We start from the raw sequence: 16238 nt of genomic DNA on the forward strand, positions 1-16238 counted from the left end.
GCGTTCAATCTGAGCCATGATCAAACTCTTCAATTTAAGTTTGGTTGCTTCGAAAAGCGGCTCAATGAATTGCTGAAATAAACTGTTCGACTTCTTATTGCTAAGAAATCGTCTTGGTCACTTCACCAGACATTGAAAATCAAAAATTGTTTTTGATGTTCGATGCTGTGAGTGCCCACACAGATTGCTTGATTCAAATTGTTAAAGAACGTCACGCTTGTCGCGTTGAGGAGGCGCATATTACGCTTCTCACCTCGAAAGTCAAGCGGTTGTTTTCGCTTTTCTTTCGGCGCCCACTTCGCTAGGAAGCTGGCTCATCAGTCCGGCGTGTTCCGCCGTGCTGGTAGGGGCGCATTATAGGGGGCGGCGCTGCGATGACAAGACTTTTTTTGAAGATAATCACGAAAATTTCAAATTATTCAATTAAAAACAGCTTATTCAGTGTATATATACAATGTTATCCACAATCCGGTTATTTCACTCCCATTTTAGCGTCATTTATGTCGCCTTCAGTGACCTTGGGAATGCCATACTGGAGCCGATAACCTCTCCCGAGTGGTCCATGGTAGCGCCAATCAGGAAAGCTGGTTACCATGGAGGTGAATATAGTGTTGCACCTTTTTTGCTTTCATTTACAAAAGGTCTTTTAAGATGAATTTATCCAAGTTTCCCGTATATATGCAGGCCGCAATCCTTGCTCTGGTATTGGCAGTGGTTGGCTACCTGGTTGCCCAGGCCCTGCAGTTCTCTTTGAAAGCGGAAGTGATTTTTGCAGCAGGTCTGGCCATCGGCGGTTTCGTGGTACCGCTGTTCCTGAAGCGAACCCCGGCTAATGTTGCCGAGTCGATCGCCAATCAGGAGACTTGCACCTTATATGTAGGCAACCTGCCCTATCGCGCCAATGAGATCGCAGTGCGCGAATTGTTTGCCGAACAGGGCCAGGTCATTTCCGTGCGGTTGATGAAAGACAAGGCAACCGGCAAGCGCAGAGGTTTCGGTTTCGTGGAGATGCCCGCCGCCGATGCCGCCAAAGCGATTGCCGCTTTGAATGATAAAGAGTATCAGCAGCGCACCCTCAAGGTGCGTGAAGCGAATGACAAACGTGATAAAGAGGAAAGAGAAGGTAGCGAAACTGACGCCTAACCGCTCGTCAGTACTTCACCTCTTCCAGTGATGACAGCCCCCATGCTTGCAAGGGGGCTGTCAGTTTTTGAGCCTCCCCATCCAGCCGGGTACAGTAAGCCCTGGCAATTACCTCTTCTATATGTACAGGCTGCACGGTGGCATGCCCGCCATTGTTCAGCAACCAGGCCACCCGTTTGGCAACAGCACTGCCCGAGTCAATAAGCTGGCATTGCGGCATCAGTTGCCCAATCTCTTCATTAAGTAGCGGGAAGTGAGTACAACCGAGCACCAGCGTATCCGGCTGCTCTTCCCCATCCAGCCAGTCGGCCAATACCTCGCGCAGCAACGCCATATTGACCGGCAAGCCCGCCAGCTTGTGTTCGGCTTCTATGACCAGCTCGGTGGTGCCCTTGAGCAGCACCCGCTTGCCGGGAGCAAACTGGGCGATCAGTTCGTGGGTATAGTCGCGGCTCACAGTGCCTGGCGTAGCCAGCAGACCGATACAACCATTGCGAGTCTGTGCAGCGGCAGGCTTGATGGCTGGCACCACCCCCACCACAGGAATATCCAGTGCCTCACGCAGGGCTGGCAGCGCTATCGTGCTGGCCGTATTACAGGCAATCACCACCAGATCGATATGATGACGGGCCACCATGGTGGTCACCAAGCGGGTGCAGGCAGCAATCAGGGCGGGCTCGCTCAATTCACCATAGGGGAAGTTGGCATTATCGAAGCAGTAGAAATAGTTGTGTGCCGGCAGAACGCGGCGGATCTCGCGGTAGATGGTCAGGCCACCCATACCGGAATCAAACACGAGAATATTGGCCACTTGAGCTCCCCTTTGGTGCAAGGCGGCGATCATACTCCCGCCTGCCGCCAATAGAAAAGGCCCTGCCAATAGCAGGGCCCCAGATTTTTCCGCTTGGCCGGGTCCGGCTTAGAGTGAGTAATCCATCGTCACGTAGTAAGCGCGCTCATCGGCCGGATACCCCACTGCAGTCTGATACTCCTTATCCAGCAGGTTGTTGATCTTGCCAGATACCTTGAGCGCCGGGGTGACCTTGTAGCCGACCGCCAGATTCCACACGCTGTAGCCACCGAGTTTGGTGGTGTTGGCCACATCGCCATAGCGCTCCCCCTGATAGATCCAGCTCAATGAACCATCAAACTGCTGCCACTGCGCCTGAGTCACCCACTTGGCCCCTTTACGGGAGATCAGCTGCAACTGCTTGTCGGTCACCTTGTCTTTGGGAGACTTATACTCGGCAGAGACCCTATGACTCAACCAGCCAGTGTCGAACTCCCCTTCCAGCTCGATCCCTTCAATGCGCGCCTTGCCAACGTTTTGTGGTGTCCACATCCCCTGACTGTTGGGAGCCCACTGGATCATCTGTTCGAAGTCATTGCGATAACCGGTGGCTCGCCACTCGACACCCGCAGTTTGACCATCCAGCATCAGCTCGCTGCTCTTCGACTCTTCCGGCTTCAGGTTAGGATTGCCAGAGCCCGGATAGTAGAGGTCATTAAAGGAGGGGGCGCGGAAACCGGTGCCATAGCGGGCGCTCAGGCGGTAATCCTCGACAAAACGCCAGCCTGCGCCAGTTTGCCAGGTGTTGTGACGACCAAACTGCTCGTTGTCATCACTGCGGCCGCTCAGCTCGGCCTGCCAGGTCTGGTTGTCGAACTGAGCAAGGGCATAGAGGCCGTTGTTGTCACGCTCTTTGGCGTCGGCCGGATACGTGGAGCCGGAGGAGCGGGAGCGATCATCCAGTCGATCACTCTGCCAATCGGCCCCGCCTCCCAGCGTCCAGCTCTCGTTCAATTTCAAGCTGTTGACCCAGTTCAGGCTGTACTGGCGGGTGTAGGTCCGGTTATTGGCCTGATCGCGGCCACTGTTGTCCTGATAGTCGTACGCATCCTGTTTGGAGAAGGCGCCACGCAACTCACTCAGATAGCGATCATCGTGATAGCGCGACCCCAGCTGATAGCTCTGGTTTTCAGTCCAGGTCTCGTTGCGCTGATGGGTGGCAGGCCCCCAGGCGGAAGCCGCAGAAGAGCGGTCGTACTGGGCGACATTGCGGAACCAGCGGGTTGTACCGAACAGATCCCAATTGCTGCCGAGCGCCTGCTGGTAGTCCAGCATGGCGTTGTAGCCCTGATGCCCGTGACGGTCACCATCGTTGATGCCGGGCAAGGGGTGTACGTTGTAACCCTCTTCATCATCAAAACCGCCAGCCACCTTGAGCTGACCCGCCTCACCTACCTGGCTGGCACTACTGAAAGCGGCCTGACGCTGTTGATGGGAACCAGCACCGATATTGAACTTGTGCTGATTTGTCCCCTTGTCGGGACGGGTAATGATGTTGATCACCCCACCGATGGCGTCGGAGCCGTAGATGGTGGCGCGCGGGCCGCGGATATACTCGATCCGCTCGACCTGATTGAGTGGCAGATTGTTCAGTTCGGTCATCCCGGCGGTCAGGGAGGCACTGCGTACCCCATCCACCAGCACCAGCGTCTGGGAAGAGGTGCCACCACGCACCCGCAGCGAGCTGAGCTGGCCTCGGCCACCATTGCTGACCACTTCCACACCGGGCAGGGTCTTGACCACATCGGTCACGGTCTGGGCTTGCAGGCGATCGATCTCGTCCCGGGTCACCACATTGACCGGGGCCAGAACGCTGGAGGCAGGTTGGGCGACGCGGGTAGCGGTCACCACCATGGTGGGATTGACGGGAATGGTCAGCTGCTGGGCAAACGCCGCCGTCGGCAACAGGGCAGCCGCCAGAAATTTCTTCGACATGAGAGATCCTTAAGTTCGCGTAAGTATCTACTTCGTGGCCGGTTTCTCTCGGCCCGAAATACGAACTCTGGCAGGTCTTCGGGCTCGGGGGCTGATAGCCTATGGCGACGGCTTCCCGCCTGACGGCAGTGCCCTGATGTCGCTTCGTTCCCCCTTACCGCTGCGCGCCAGCTCCGGATTCTCACCGGATTCCCTATTAAGCATGATGCGCCAAAGCGGGAGGATTATAGGCAGAGCCAAGCTGGATGTATAGCCATCCAGATTTCTATTTATTGCCAACCAGCGCCGCCAGCCGCTGCTGGGCCCCCTCCATCACCGCCTGTACCCCGGGATGAGAAAGATGGCGCCCTGCCGAGACCAGATAGTAAGAGAGAGTGACGTCGGTGAGGGTCGCAATTCGCTCCACCCCGTAGAGGCGACCAATTTCGTCAGCCATCGCCAGCGGCGCCGGGAAGATCCCCATCCCCGCCTTGCCGAACGACTTCATCAGAGTGGAGTCATCAAACTGCCCCACCAGATGGGGATGAATGCCCTGCTGGCGATACCAGGCCAGCAGCCGATCGTGGGTAGCCGATTTCTCTCCGGGGATGAGCAGCGGCAACCCCTCCAACGAGGCGGGAAAGCCATCCCGCGCCCGCGCCGCCAACTCGGGACTGGCAAACAGCGCCAGCGGGCTGCGCCCCAGCTCGTGGTTATAGCCACGCACGCCGCTGTCGGGAGGGAGCGGGCGATCGATCAGCACCATGTCGAGCTTGTGGCGGGCCAGTTCGCTGAACAGCTGCTCGGCCCGCTCCTCGTGACACACCAGCCGCAACGGAGTCGCCAGCGCCATGGCGGGGGCCAGCAGCTCGAACGCCAGAGTGCGGGGTACCGAATCGGCGATCCCCACCTGCATGGTCAGCTCCTGACTGGCGTGGCGCAGGGTGTGCTCCAGCTCGGCACCGAGCGAGAAAATGGCCCCCGCCTGCTCCTGCGCCTGCCGTCCGGCGGCGGTCAGCACCAGACGCCGCCCCACCCGGTTGAACAGCGCCACCCCGAGGGACTGCTCCAGCTCTGCAACCTGACCGCTGATGGTCTGCGGCGTGAGATGCAGCTGTTCGGCGGCCTGCGTCACGCTGCCACTGCGCGCCACATGCCAGAAGTAGTAGAGCTGTTTGTAGTTGAGCATGCCGTTCCCTATCAGTTTTTACCGAACAACCATCAGCGAGAATCTGATTTTATCGAAACATTGCGGGCTCTAGCATGCAACCATTATCTGAACTGCCCTACGAACCATCATGCTGGACGTTGTTGTACTCTTCTTTCTGTTTGGTCTGCTGGCCGGTCTGGTGCGCTCCGAGCTCAAACTGCCTCCTGCCCTCTACGACACCCTCTCCCTCTTTCTGCTGCTGGCCATCGGCCTCAAGGGCGGCGTCGGTCTGGCCCAGCAATCCCTGCAACCTCTGCTGCCACAACTGGCGCTGGTGATCCTGCTCGGCGTGGTGCAGACCCTGCTCGGCTTTGCCGTGCTGCGCCTCAAGATGAACCGGGTCGATGCCGCTGCCACCGCCGCCCACTATGGTTCGGTCAGCGTCGCCACCTTTGCGGTCGGGGTGAACTGGCTCACCGAGCGGGGCATCAGCTTTGAATCCCAGCTCTCCATCTTCCTGGCAGTGATGGAGATCCCCGCCATTCTGGTGGGCATAGTGCTGGCCCGGGGCATCAGCCGCGAGACCCGCTGGCGCATGCTGGCCCACGAGACCTTCCTCGGCAAAGGGGTAACCCTGCTGCTCGGCGGCATGGCCATCGGCTATCTGGCCGGGCCGGACGGGATTGCCCCGCTCAAACCGCTGTTTGTCGACCTGTTCAAGGGTGCGCTGGCGCTGTTCCTGCTGGAGATGGGCCTCATCGTCGCCCGTCAGTGTCAGGATCTGCGCCGCCACGGCCTGTTCCTACTCGGTTTCGCCCTGTTGATGCCGCTCGCCTCGGCGGGGCTGGGATTGGCTGCTGGCCAGCTGATGGGCCTCTCTCTCGGCGGCCTGACCCTGCTGGCCACCCTGGCGGCCAGCGCCTCCTATATTGCCGTGCCGGCCACCATGCGCATCGCCGTGCCCCAGGCCAACCCGGGGCTGTCCCTCAGCGCCGTGCTGGGGGTCACCTTCCCGTTCAACATCATGCTGGGGATCCCGCTCTACCACAGCTGGGCCCGCCACTTCACGGAGTAGCCACATGCAGACCGAGACCCGCACCCTGCTGACCGTCATCACGGAAGCCAATCTGGAGCCGACCCTGCTGCGCACCCTCACCCGCGAGGGGTTGCGCGGCTACACCATCACCGATGCCCGCGGTCGTGGCGATCATGGTGAGCGCAACGCCAGCTGGAGCGAGAGCGGCAACATCCGGCTGGAGGCCATCTGCAGCCGGGAGCAGGCGGAGCGGCTGCTGGCCCACCTGCAGAGTCGCTACTACCCCGATTACGCCATGATCGCCTTTCTGCAACCGGTCGAAATCGTGCGACCCGAGAAATTCTGAGCCGGCTTGCCGGCTCTTTTTGCCCACCAAAAGCAAACGTTTAACAGCAAGGAACCAGAAAAGATGAACACCCCTCCCCTGATCGGCCTGGTAATGGGCTCCGACTCCGACTGGCCCGTGCTGCAGGCTGCCGCCCGCATCCTCAAGGAGCACGGCGTGCCCTACGAGGCACAGGTAGTCTCGGCCCATCGCACCCCGGATCTGCTGTTCGAGTATGCCGCCAGTGCCCGCGAGCGCGGCCTGCGCGCCATCATCGCCGGAGCCGGTGGCGCCGCTCACCTGCCGGGTATGGTCGCCGCCAAGACCACATTGCCGGTGCTGGGGGTGCCCATCCCCTCCCGACATCTCAAGGGGATGGACTCGCTACTCTCCATCGTGCAGATGCCCAAGGGGGTACCGGTCGCCACCTTCGCCATCGGCGAAGCGGGAGCGGCCAACGCCGCTCTGTTCGCCGTCTCCCTGCTCTCGGTCGCACAAGACGACGACGCCCCCCGCTACCGGCAGCAGCTCGACGACTCCCGCACCCGCGAGCGCGACCGGGTGCTGGCCCTCACGCTGGAGGAACCGACATGATCCTGCCACCCGCCACCCTCGGCATGCTGGGGGGCGGCCAGCTTGGCCGCTACTTTGTGATGGCCGCCCACCGCCTCGGCTACAAGGTAGTGGTGCTGGATCCCGATCCGGCCAGCATCGCCGGGGCCGCAGCCGATCACCATATTGTCGCCCCCTATGACGACACCGCAGCCCTGCACGAACTGGCCAGCCGCTGCGAGGCCATCAGCTGCGAGTTCGAAAATGTGCCCGCCGCCACCCTGGCACTGCTCGAAAAACAAAAGCCGGTACGCCCGGGCGCCAGCGCGGTGCGCATCTGTCAGGATCGCCGTGAAGAGAAAGCCTTTCTGCGCGGAGCCAACATCCGGGTCGCACCCTATCTGGCGCTACTGCCGGAAGAGCCTATCCCCGCAGAGGCCAGCGAACTCTTGCCCGCCATTCTCAAGACGGCCCGCGAAGGGTACGACGGCAAGGGGCAGTGGCAGGTGAGCGATCTGGATGAGCTGGCGAGCGCGCTGGCAGCCAGTGGCGTGCCCTGCGTGCTGGAACAACGGCTGGCGCTGGAGGGGGAGTTTGCCCTGACCCTGGCCCGCAGTCCGGGCGGCGCCATCAGCGCCCTGCCACTGGTGCAGAACTGGCACAGCGGCGGCATTCTGGACCAGACCCGCTCCCCGGCCAATGTGCCAACGCTGGAGCGCGAGGCCAAAGGGATCGCTGAGCCACTGATTGCCGCCCTCGATTACATGGGGGTGCTGACGGTGGAGTTCTTTCTGGTGGAAGGCAAATTGCTGGTCAACGAGCTGGCGCCCCGCCCCCACAACTCGGGTCACCCCAGCCTCGACAACGCCGCATGCAGCCAGTTCGAGTTGCAGGTGCGGGCCCTGTGCGATATGCCGCTGCCGGAGCAGATCGCCGTGCGGCCCGCCCTGTTAATCAACCTGCTGGGAGATCTCTGGCAGAACGGCACACCTGACTGGGCTGCCCTGCTGGCGCTGCCCGGCCTGCATCTGCACCTCTATGGCAAGGGCGAACCCCGCTCCGGCCGCAAGATGGGCCATATCACGGTAACCGGTGACGACTGGTCAACGGTGGAGGAAAGCTGCCGCAAGGCCCGCCAGCTGCTGGGGCTAGCGCCGCGCTGATCGACCATCGGAAATGCAAAGACCCGGGCATGGCCCGGGTCTCTGTTTTTGCTTGCTGTGGCAGGGAGGCTTATCAGGCCCGCTCCACCGCTACCGGTGCCGGCAGGCGAATGGTGAGGGAGAGCACCAGCGCCACCACCAGCAACACCAGGATCAGGTGGAAGGTCGCCATAAAGCCGCCAAACAGGGAGGCCACGATGGAGCCGATGATGCTGCCCAGACCAAAGCCCAGATAGATGACGCCGTAGTTCTTGGTCAGGTTGTTGAGACCGAAGAAGTCGCTCACCAGCGAGGGGTAGACAGTGATGGTGCCACCAAAGCTGAACGCCACACAGGCGACCGCCACAAAGAACAGGTTGGCATTGAGCGGCACGAACAGCAGCAGCGCCATGCCCGCCAGGGTAATCAGCTGGGCAATGGTGATGACCCGGATGCGGGACATCTTGTCGGAGAGGATACCCAGCACCAGACGGCCGCCCAGGTTGGCCATGGCGATGATGGCGACGGCATTGGCGGCGACTACAGCAGGCAGACCCACCATCTTCTCGCCGATATCCTTGGCCACGCCGATGACGTAGAGGCCGCTCATGCAGGCGGTGAGGAACATCAGCGCCAGCATCCAGTACTGCGGCTTGCGCATCGCCTCGGCCAGAGTGAAGTCACGGCTCTCGCTCTGCTGCACGGAAGCGGCCTGCTTGGGCGCATCCTTCATCAGCATGCCGCCCACCAGCACCATAGACATGGCGATCAGCCCCCACAGCTGGAAGGTGGTCTCAAGGCCGGAGCTGGAGAGCAGCAGCAGGTTGATGTATTTGAAACCGAGACTGCCGAGACCATAGGCCCCGATGGAGCAGGCGGAGATCAGCCCCTTGCGCTCCGGGAACCACTTCACGCAGTTGGAGAGAGTCATCAGGTAGCCGGTACCGTCGGCAAAACCGACCAGAATGCCGGCGCAGAGGTAGAGCATCGCCAGATTGCTGGCATGGGCAGTGAGGAAGAAACCGATGCCGAGCAGCACACCGGCACCCAGGGTCACGTTGCGCACCCCGAATCGCTCCTGCAGCTTGCCCGCCATGGAGGAGGCGACCGCCAGCGAGAGGCTGAGCAGCCCGAAGGCGAAAGCGACCTGACTCACCGGCTCGTCCAGCTTGTCGGAGAGCTGGGCGTTGAACAGGCTCCAGGTGTAGACGGAACCCAGTGCGAACTGGGTGATAATGGTACCGATCAGTGTCAGGTACCGGGTGCGATTCATCTCTTTGGTCATGATGCGTCTCGGTCGATGGCCTTAAGGAAATTGAGGCCACTATAGGCAAGACGCAGTTCGCGCCGATCGATTAAGGCATGAAATGCAGATCGGCGGGAATGAATGACAATCAGAGCCGCATCAGCTGACGGAACGCCTTGATGTTGCTGCGACTGACCGGCACCTCGAACGGCAGATCATGGAGCCGGATGAGATAAGTGCTGTTAAACCAGGGGACTATTTCGCGGATTTTGTTGATGTTGACGCAGTAGGAGCGGTGGCAGCGAAAGAACCCCTCGGCCGGCAGCCGGCTGACAAACTCGCTGATGGTCATGGTCATCACGTAGCGATCGTCGCGGGTGTAGACATAGGTGAGCTTCTCGTCGGCTTCCGCGTAGTAGATCTGCTCGCAGGGGGTGACGATGATGCGCTCCCCCTTCACCAGATTGACGGTGCGATTGTGGGGGCTGATCCCCTCGCCGCTCGCCTCCCCTGTGGTGGCTGGCTGCGACTTGCCCGCATGCTCGAGCTTTTGCAGCAGATTGATGATGCGGGGCTCGTTGTAGGGCTTGAGGATGTAGTCGAACGCCTCCAGCTCGAACGCCTCCACCGCAAATTCCTTGTAGGCGGTGACGAAGACAATGTGGGGCGGATGGCTCGACTTGTGCAGGTTCTTGGCCAGCAGCAGGCCGTCGATGGAAGGGATCTGGATATCCAGAAACACCACATCCACCTCGTGATCCTGCAGGTATTTGAACGCCTCCAGCCCATCCTCGAAGCTCGCCACTATCTCGATCTGGCTGTGCTGATTCACCAGATAGATCAACTCCTCGCGAGCCAGATACTCGTCTTCCACTATGATCGCTTTCAACATGACATTGCCCCCTGAAGGAGCACAGGAGAAGCAAGCTCCTCACGAATCAAACATTCGTCTTCCACAATGATCGCTTTCAGCATGACAACACCTCTCGCGGCACACACTTATCCTCAACCATGATGGCTCTCAGCATGGCATCGACTCCTGATCCGGCAGATAGAAACTCACCTCGGTACCCGGCTCCAGCCGCTTGAGGTGCAGGCCGTCACCATAGAGCAGCTTGACCCTCTGATGCACGTTCATCAGGCCAATGCTGCGACTCTCCACCCGACCGGCGGCGACCCCGTCGATCACCGCCTGACTGATGCCGTAACCGGTATCGCGCACCGATACCCGGATGCCGCCCGCCAGCTGTTTCACCTCGATGGTGACCCGGCCCGGCGCGCTGCGGGGCTGGATGCCGTGCAGGATGGCGTTTTCCACCAGCGGCTGCAACAGCAGGCTCGGCACCTGAATGTGCACGTCATCCACCTCGAACACCACCTCTAGCTTGTCGCCGAAGCGGGCCTGCTCGATTGCCACGTAGTCACGCACCTGCTGCAGCTCCTCCTGAATGTCGATAAGCTCATCCCCCTTGTTGAGGTTGTAGCGCAGGTAGTCCGCCAGATTGGCGATGAGCTGGCGCGCCTGCTGGGGCCGGATGCGGATCAGCGACGAGATAGCATTGAGGGCATTGAACAGGAAGTGCGGGTTGATCTTGCTCTGCAGGGCGGTGAACTCCGCCTTGCGGGTCATCTCCTTGAGTTGCTCGATGCGCGACACCTCCATCTGGGTGGAGATGAGCTGGGAGAGGCCCACCGCCATCTCCCGCAGGGAGCTGGTGATGCTGTGGGTGCGGCGGTAGTAGATCTTGAGGGTGCCGCTCACCGAGCCGTTTTCTCGCAGCGGAATAATGATGACCGAGTGGAAATCGGAGAGGTGATACTGGCGCAGATCGTTGTTGATGATGATCTGGTCGAGCAGCACCGCCTGCTGGGTCATGCCGCTGATGGCGTGGTGCTCATCCAGCTCGTAATAGTCCTTGCCCACCCCGACATAAGCCAGCACGTCATGGGTATCTGTGATGGCCACCGCATCGGCGCTGATGTCGCGCCGGATCACATCACACACCTGACTGAGAGAGTGGCGATCGATGTTCTGGAAGAAGGGCAGCGTCTTGTTGGCGATATCGAGCGCCAGCTTGGCCTGCTTGGCGGCAATCAGCTCCTTCTCGTCATCCAGATCCTGCACCAGCTTGATGATAAGGCCGATGCAGAGCGCCCCGGCGATCATCGGATAGGCGATATGGTTGACGATCTCCACCCCGACTTCGTGGGGCTCGGTCAGCAGCCAGATCAGCAGCATGGTGAGCCCTTCGCACAGCATCCCCGCCAGAATGCCGTAGAGCCAGAGCCGCGACTTGCGGCAGCGCAGGTGCAGCCAGGTGGCGAGCAGACCGGCGATGATGCTGGCGATGAGGCACGGGATCGAGGTGTGGCCATCCATGTCGATGAGATAGCGGTGCAGACCGGAGATGACCCCGGCCGGAATGCCGACCCAGGGGCCGAACAGAATGCCGCCCGAGATGATGGCGATGATCCGCACGTTGATCAGCGCCCCCTCTACCGGAATGCCGGTGTAGGTGCTGAACACCGCAAACAGGCAGAAGATGGAGGCTACCAGCACCAGCTCCGCCGGGGTGTGATCCCGCTTCTGGAACAGCCGCTGGAACGGCCGGGTGCGGGTCAGGAAGAAGAGGGTCATCAGCATCAGCGCCGCCCGTTCGAACACCGCCAACAACATCATTTGATTTTCGAGCAACACCCGCACCTCTCCCGCATGTAAAACAACAAGGCTGCGCATTGTGCCACTCCAGGTCGGTCTAAGCTTTTTCTAATGCTCGCCGATAGAGAAATTGACTCCATTCGGGGCCACCACACAGGAGATACACATCATGAAAAAGAACTTCCTGCTGCTTGCACTCCCCACCCTGCTGATTGCCAACCAGGTCGAGGCACAAACACTGAGCCAGACAGTGACCTGGCAAGCAACAGCCAGCAAAGACAGCCAATCCTCCGTCAGCTTGCTGCATCCGGGGCAACAAGCCATTTCCACAACAAACCCGGCGGCTCAAGTATTGGCAGCCAAGCTAACCTCTCCCGATAGCGGGTTAACGTTTAAAGCTCGCACCTTGTCGACGGCAAGTGATACCCCCACTGTGATGCTTAATGGCAAAAAGCTCACTACAAAGTACCAGTCAGTCCCAGCAACGGAACAATATTATCTTTCATATCAACAAACGGCCCAGTCTGCTGGGCAGCTAACCGAAAGTGGGTATGAGCTAGTAGCCTACTGGTAATCGCCTAAGACCGCAGTGAGAGGGGTTACTCCCCTCTCGTTTTGTGTGCTTTATTCCAATAATCGACCCCAGCCTTTACCTGTTGATACATATTTCGGACCTGTCTCAATGCTGCGGGCATGCAAACCGACAGACGAGGTGACTGCTCCCATTCGCTACAGCAGGCAACCAATTCATCCGCTCCCAGAATCCTGGCCCCCCCTTTCAAACGATGCAGCTGGGCCAAGAACTTCTGGCTATGACCTTGCATACAGGCTTCAGCAAGATGCTGCATGTCTTGTTCAGATGCAGTGACAAACTCATTAATCAATACGCTCATCAGCTCACTGTTCCCTACCGTAAGCTTGCTCAATTTATGCATGAATCGAGTAGCCATATCTTCAGGAGCCAGCAATATTTTCCCTGGGTGGTGGGTAGCCAAGCATGCCTTGAGGTCATCGAGACTCACGGGCTTGAACAAACAATCGTCCATCCCAGCCTCCATGGCCCTCTGCACTTGATCTTGGCGAGCATCTGCAGTCAAACCAATCACTACGGTACGCACGGCTTCATTATCTCGCTCCTGCTGGCGCAGCAAAGTGGTAAATTCCAAACCATCAATATCAGGCATATTGAAGTCGCTAATGATGATATCAACAGGCTCCTGTGACAACAGTTGCAGAGCGGATTTACCTGAGCTGGCCGTCAGCACCTCATGACCTAAAAATGTCAGTTGCTGGCTGACCAGCAAGAGATTTGTCGGGTGATCGTCAATAACAAGAATACGGTATCCCGCATTGTCATATGACGGAGTAAACCTCTCTTCTGAGCCACACTCTCGGACAGCCAAGGTTTCCGCAAGAGGCAAACGAAGCGACACGATTACCTTTGTCCCCAGTCCCAGCTCACTGTTTATTTCCAGATCACCTCCCATCATCTGACACAGAGTCCGGCTGATCATCAGTCCCAACCCGGTGCCAGATTTTTGTATATCGGCAGGTTGCGTAGCCTGACTAAAGGGCAAAAACAGATACTCCAAATCTTCCTTACTGATCCCGATCCCGGTATCAGCGACACTTACGGTGATGTCACACCATTCTCCATCTGGCCGTAAATCAACCGCCAGTTCGACACCGCCTTGGCGGGTAAATTTAATGGCATTACTCACTAAGTTGGAAAGCACCTGCTTATACCTAATAGGGTCAACCATGACGGCCACATCATGCTGGTCGTATAATTTCAAGGTCAGTCCCTTCTGACGTGCTACGACAGAAAAAACATTGATTACAGACTGGTTAAGTACATTGATTTGTTGCGGTGATGGAGACAGCTCCAGTTTGCCTGATTCAATTTTTGAAAGGTCCAGTATGTCACCTATCAACCCTAGTAAATCATGTGACGCTTGATAGGCGACTCGAATTGCATCACGGTCCTCCGTATTCAAGCCATCCTTTCTTAATGTCAACTCAAGCAAACCAATGATGGCATTCATCGGCGTTCTGATCTCATGGCTCATTGTGGCTAAAAAGGTTGACTTGGCACGACTGGCCGCCTGAGCATCACGGCTTGCATTATCTAGTCTCTCGATCAAAGAGACTCGTTCACTGATGTCTATCCAGCCACCGACAACACCATCGACCTCTTCTGAAAGGCCACGAAAAACCTGTATCCAGTGATATATATTTAAAACTCGATCGGTCAGCAGCAATACATGATCGCCATCTCTGGGCTCTGCATCCTGAAGAGTCCCTCGATAAACATCGCCAAGGACTGACATATATGGCCAGCGTCGCTCACATTCTTCTATTGTCAAGCCGATTAAGTCTCTTTTTTCAACATCAAAAAATGCCGCATAACTGCTATTACAGAGTATCAAGCGACCTGTTACATCCCTAGCATAAATAGGATGGGGAGTACTATCCACCAACTCTTCAATAAAGTTAAGCTGTGCATTCAGCTCTATTTCCGCTTTTTTTCTCAGCTTGACTTGCCGGCGCAAATAGAGTATCCAAAAAAAGGCTAATACCAGCGTCAGCAGTGCTGCAAAAATATACTTAGCATAAATAACTATAAACTCATAAAAAGACATTTCATCATGTTTTGCACTGACTCGCCAGCGAGATGCCAATATATCCAGCTCATCAGGTGGGATGGAGGCCAATACTTTATTGATGATGCCAATCAGGTTTGACTGATCTTGGTTGACAGCAAAGGATGCTCTTATTGGCATCGAATCAAAAAGCTCACCAGCAATGATCAAGCTATCTGAATATTCTGAGTTAATCAGATACTTGGCTGCTCGCAGTGGCACCAGTGCCATATCACATCGTTCAGAGAAGACACATTCCACCGCGTCAGTAAGTTTTTTCACCCATACTGGCTTATTGACTGATAGCTGGCCCCCATAAGGATATTCCAATCGAGCACCCTCAATCTGCGCAATACGGCCACGTTCTAATATCTCGCTGGCAGATGGTCGCTGTGGATTTTTCTTAACGACCATCACAATGGGATCAAGCATAAACGCACGGCTAAACAGCAGCGTGTCTTCACGAGCTTTCGTCGGGGTAATGACGATGGCATCAACCTCTCTGCGCCCCAGTCTTTCTAGCTGTTCAAGAGAAGAGCCGATAGGTACGGGAGTGACCTGAATGCCGAGCTTGGCACCAATCACCTGTAATACATCCAGAGAGATGCCATGCAGGTTACCTCTGACATCGATAAAGCTCAGTGGCGGTGCCCCTTTATTTACCGCAATTCTAAGCTCCCCTTTGCTATTGATCCATTGCCATTCCTCTTCCGTCAGCATGGCAGGCTTTGATTCGATAGATAGGCCCCCACCACTCCATCTTTTCAAAATAGAGTCATGATGGAACGTGGTGACGACACGGAGAGCAATATTCACTATATCTCTTAGGAGATCATCATCAGACTTGAGTCCAAATGCAAAACCATTGGTCTGCGCAAAAAGTGGTCTAACCAGATGCACACTGTCCTGATAAAGCTTATTGACAATAAAGTTACCTGATATCATGTCAATCAATACGGCATCAGCCTCACCATAGGCAACCGCAGCTACCGCACTGTATTTTGAGGCATGTATATCTATCTTCACACCAGGTAATATTTTTATTATTTCGGCCATAGGCAAATAACCTTCTGCCACCGTAATATTTTTTATCTTTTTATTATTTACACTGATGTTTTTATAGAGAGCCGGCTGATCTTCAAGATAGACATCCGTTAATAACAATCCATTATTTATCTCATACCCATTGGCAGAGCTGATCATGTCAGCCTCACCCATCTTGACAGCCATGATCGCTGCATCACGTGAAGGGTATTTTTTGGCAAAAATATCTATATCAAGAATTTTCGACAGCAATCCAAGTACATCGGCCGTTGCACCCTCATAGTTTTCTGAGCGAATGGTAATATCCAAGGGGGGGTTATCAGGCAATGGCACAGCCAATACCAATTGCTCTTTTTTACGCAACCATATTAGTTGTTCAGCATTAAATGCCGGCAAGGTGTTTTTATAGTTATACGATTTCTCACGAGAATGAATTTTAATATATTCGTCTTTCGATGATGCAAAGCTAAAAAAAGGTATCACCAGCATAATAGCAAGATATTTAATGAAGCTGTTCATTTTCATTGGCGTCCAC

Annotated in this window: 13 protein-coding genes and 1 riboswitch; of the genes, 6 read left to right on the forward strand and 7 right to left on the reverse strand. The window is 56.8% G+C overall.

The genetic code is table 11. The features are described from left to right. The first annotated feature begins 651 nt into the window (after positions 1 to 651). Positions 652 to 1143, forward strand: coding sequence for an RNA recognition motif domain-containing protein (locus G5137_RS13870; protein WP_005339200.1), 492 nt, complete (start codon positions 652 to 654; stop codon positions 1141 to 1143). Between the two features lie 7 nt (positions 1144 to 1150). Here G5137_RS13870 and murI read toward each other — a convergent pair whose 3' ends face one another. The 3 genes from murI to G5137_RS13885 form a co-directional block, all read right to left on the reverse strand. Beyond that, a complete protein-coding gene (gene murI, locus G5137_RS13875; protein WP_216979762.1) occupies positions 1151 to 1954 on the reverse strand; it encodes a glutamate racemase in 804 nt (267 codons plus the stop codon). Positions 1955 to 2062: 108 nt separating this feature from the next. Next, positions 2063 to 3928 (reverse strand): TonB-dependent receptor domain-containing protein, encoded by a 1866-nt coding sequence (locus G5137_RS13880; protein WP_421206738.1) that lies wholly within the window; start codon positions 3926 to 3928, stop codon positions 2063 to 2065. 51 nt (positions 3929 to 3979) lie between these two features. Further along, positions 3980 to 4158, reverse strand: a riboswitch (cobalamin riboswitch). A 35-nt stretch (positions 4159 to 4193) separates the two neighbouring features. Then, a complete protein-coding gene (locus tag G5137_RS13885; protein WP_182970116.1) occupies positions 4194 to 5096 on the reverse strand; it encodes a LysR family transcriptional regulator in 903 nt (300 codons plus the stop codon). Positions 5097 to 5205: 109 nt separating this feature from the next. Here G5137_RS13885 and G5137_RS13890 point away from each other — a divergent pair, with 109 nt between their 5' ends. From G5137_RS13890 to G5137_RS13905, 4 genes are all read left to right on the forward strand, one after another. Next, on the forward strand, positions 5206 to 6132 hold the full coding sequence (locus tag G5137_RS13890; RefSeq protein WP_005342109.1) for a sodium-dependent bicarbonate transport family permease: 927 nt from the start codon (positions 5206 to 5208) through the stop codon (positions 6130 to 6132). A 4-nt stretch (positions 6133 to 6136) separates the two neighbouring features. After that, the gene (locus tag G5137_RS13895; protein WP_005321666.1) at positions 6137 to 6439 is read left to right on the forward strand and encodes a P-II family nitrogen regulator; all 303 of its coding nucleotides are present in this window, start codon (positions 6137 to 6139) and stop codon (positions 6437 to 6439) included. Between the two features lie 63 nt (positions 6440 to 6502). After that, positions 6503 to 7012 (forward strand): 5-(carboxyamino)imidazole ribonucleotide mutase, encoded by a 510-nt coding sequence (gene purE, locus G5137_RS13900; protein ID WP_421255557.1) that lies wholly within the window; start codon positions 6503 to 6505, stop codon positions 7010 to 7012. Beyond that, positions 7009 to 8133, forward strand: coding sequence for a 5-(carboxyamino)imidazole ribonucleotide synthase (locus G5137_RS13905; protein WP_421255558.1), 1125 nt, complete (start codon positions 7009 to 7011; stop codon positions 8131 to 8133). The genes purE and G5137_RS13905 overlap by 4 nt, the downstream gene beginning before the upstream one ends. Before the next feature lie 73 nt (positions 8134 to 8206). Here G5137_RS13905 and G5137_RS13910 read toward each other — a convergent pair whose 3' ends face one another. The 3 genes from G5137_RS13910 to G5137_RS13920 form a co-directional block, all read right to left on the reverse strand. Next, entirely contained in the window at positions 8207 to 9397 is a 1191-nt protein-coding gene (locus tag G5137_RS13910; protein WP_040069602.1) for an L-lactate MFS transporter, read from the reverse strand. Positions 9398 to 9506: 109 nt separating this feature from the next. Further along, positions 9507 to 10250, reverse strand: a complete 744-nt coding sequence (locus G5137_RS13915; RefSeq protein WP_421203619.1) for a LytR/AlgR family response regulator transcription factor — start codon at positions 10248 to 10250, stop codon at positions 9507 to 9509. 129 nt (positions 10251 to 10379) lie between these two features. Continuing rightward, positions 10380 to 12053, reverse strand: a complete 1674-nt coding sequence (locus G5137_RS13920) for a sensor histidine kinase (protein WP_160880862.1) — start codon at positions 12051 to 12053, stop codon at positions 10380 to 10382. Between the two features lie 133 nt (positions 12054 to 12186). Between G5137_RS13920 and G5137_RS13925 the strand changes: the two genes are divergently transcribed. Then, the gene (locus tag G5137_RS13925; protein WP_421203620.1) at positions 12187 to 12591 is read left to right on the forward strand and encodes a hypothetical protein; all 405 of its coding nucleotides are present in this window, start codon (positions 12187 to 12189) and stop codon (positions 12589 to 12591) included. Between the two features lie 25 nt (positions 12592 to 12616). Here the strand turns inward: G5137_RS13925 and G5137_RS13930 are convergent, their stop codons facing one another. Further along, on the reverse strand, positions 12617 to 16228 hold the full coding sequence (locus G5137_RS13930) for a response regulator (protein WP_421206745.1): 3612 nt from the start codon (positions 16226 to 16228) through the stop codon (positions 12617 to 12619). Positions 16229 to 16238 lie beyond the last annotated feature (10 nt).

Origin of the sequence: Aeromonas sp. 600282, from assembly GCF_049175755.1 — a bacterium.
Classification (GTDB): Bacteria; Pseudomonadota; Gammaproteobacteria; order Enterobacterales; family Aeromonadaceae; genus Aeromonas; species Aeromonas veronii_A.

Excerpts from the sequence above, each read along its gene's own strand:
- G5137_RS13870 (WP_005339200.1), top strand. The coding sequence starts at position 652 with ATGAATTTATCCAAGTTTCCCGTATATATGCAGGCCGCAATCCTTGCT.
- G5137_RS13880 (WP_421206738.1), bottom strand. The coding sequence starts at position 3,928 with ATGTCGAAGAAATTTCTGGCGGCTGCCCTGTTGCCGACGGCGGCGTTT.
- G5137_RS13885 (WP_182970116.1), bottom strand. The coding sequence starts at position 5,096 with ATGCTCAACTACAAACAGCTCTACTACTTCTGGCATGTGGCGCGCAGT.
- G5137_RS13890 (WP_005342109.1), top strand. The coding sequence starts at position 5,206 with ATGCTGGACGTTGTTGTACTCTTCTTTCTGTTTGGTCTGCTGGCCGGT.
- G5137_RS13895 (WP_005321666.1), top strand. The coding sequence starts at position 6,137 with ATGCAGACCGAGACCCGCACCCTGCTGACCGTCATCACGGAAGCCAAT.
- purE (WP_421255557.1), top strand. The coding sequence starts at position 6,503 with ATGAACACCCCTCCCCTGATCGGCCTGGTAATGGGCTCCGACTCCGAC.
- G5137_RS13905 (WP_421255558.1), top strand. The coding sequence starts at position 7,009 with ATGATCCTGCCACCCGCCACCCTCGGCATGCTGGGGGGCGGCCAGCTT.
- G5137_RS13910 (WP_040069602.1), bottom strand. The coding sequence starts at position 9,397 with ATGACCAAAGAGATGAATCGCACCCGGTACCTGACACTGATCGGTACC.
- G5137_RS13915 (WP_421203619.1), bottom strand. The coding sequence starts at position 10,250 with ATGTTGAAAGCGATCATAGTGGAAGACGAGTATCTGGCTCGCGAGGAG.
- G5137_RS13925 (WP_421203620.1), top strand. The coding sequence starts at position 12,187 with ATGAAAAAGAACTTCCTGCTGCTTGCACTCCCCACCCTGCTGATTGCC.
- G5137_RS13930 (WP_421206745.1), bottom strand. The coding sequence starts at position 16,228 with ATGAAAATGAACAGCTTCATTAAATATCTTGCTATTATGCTGGTGATA.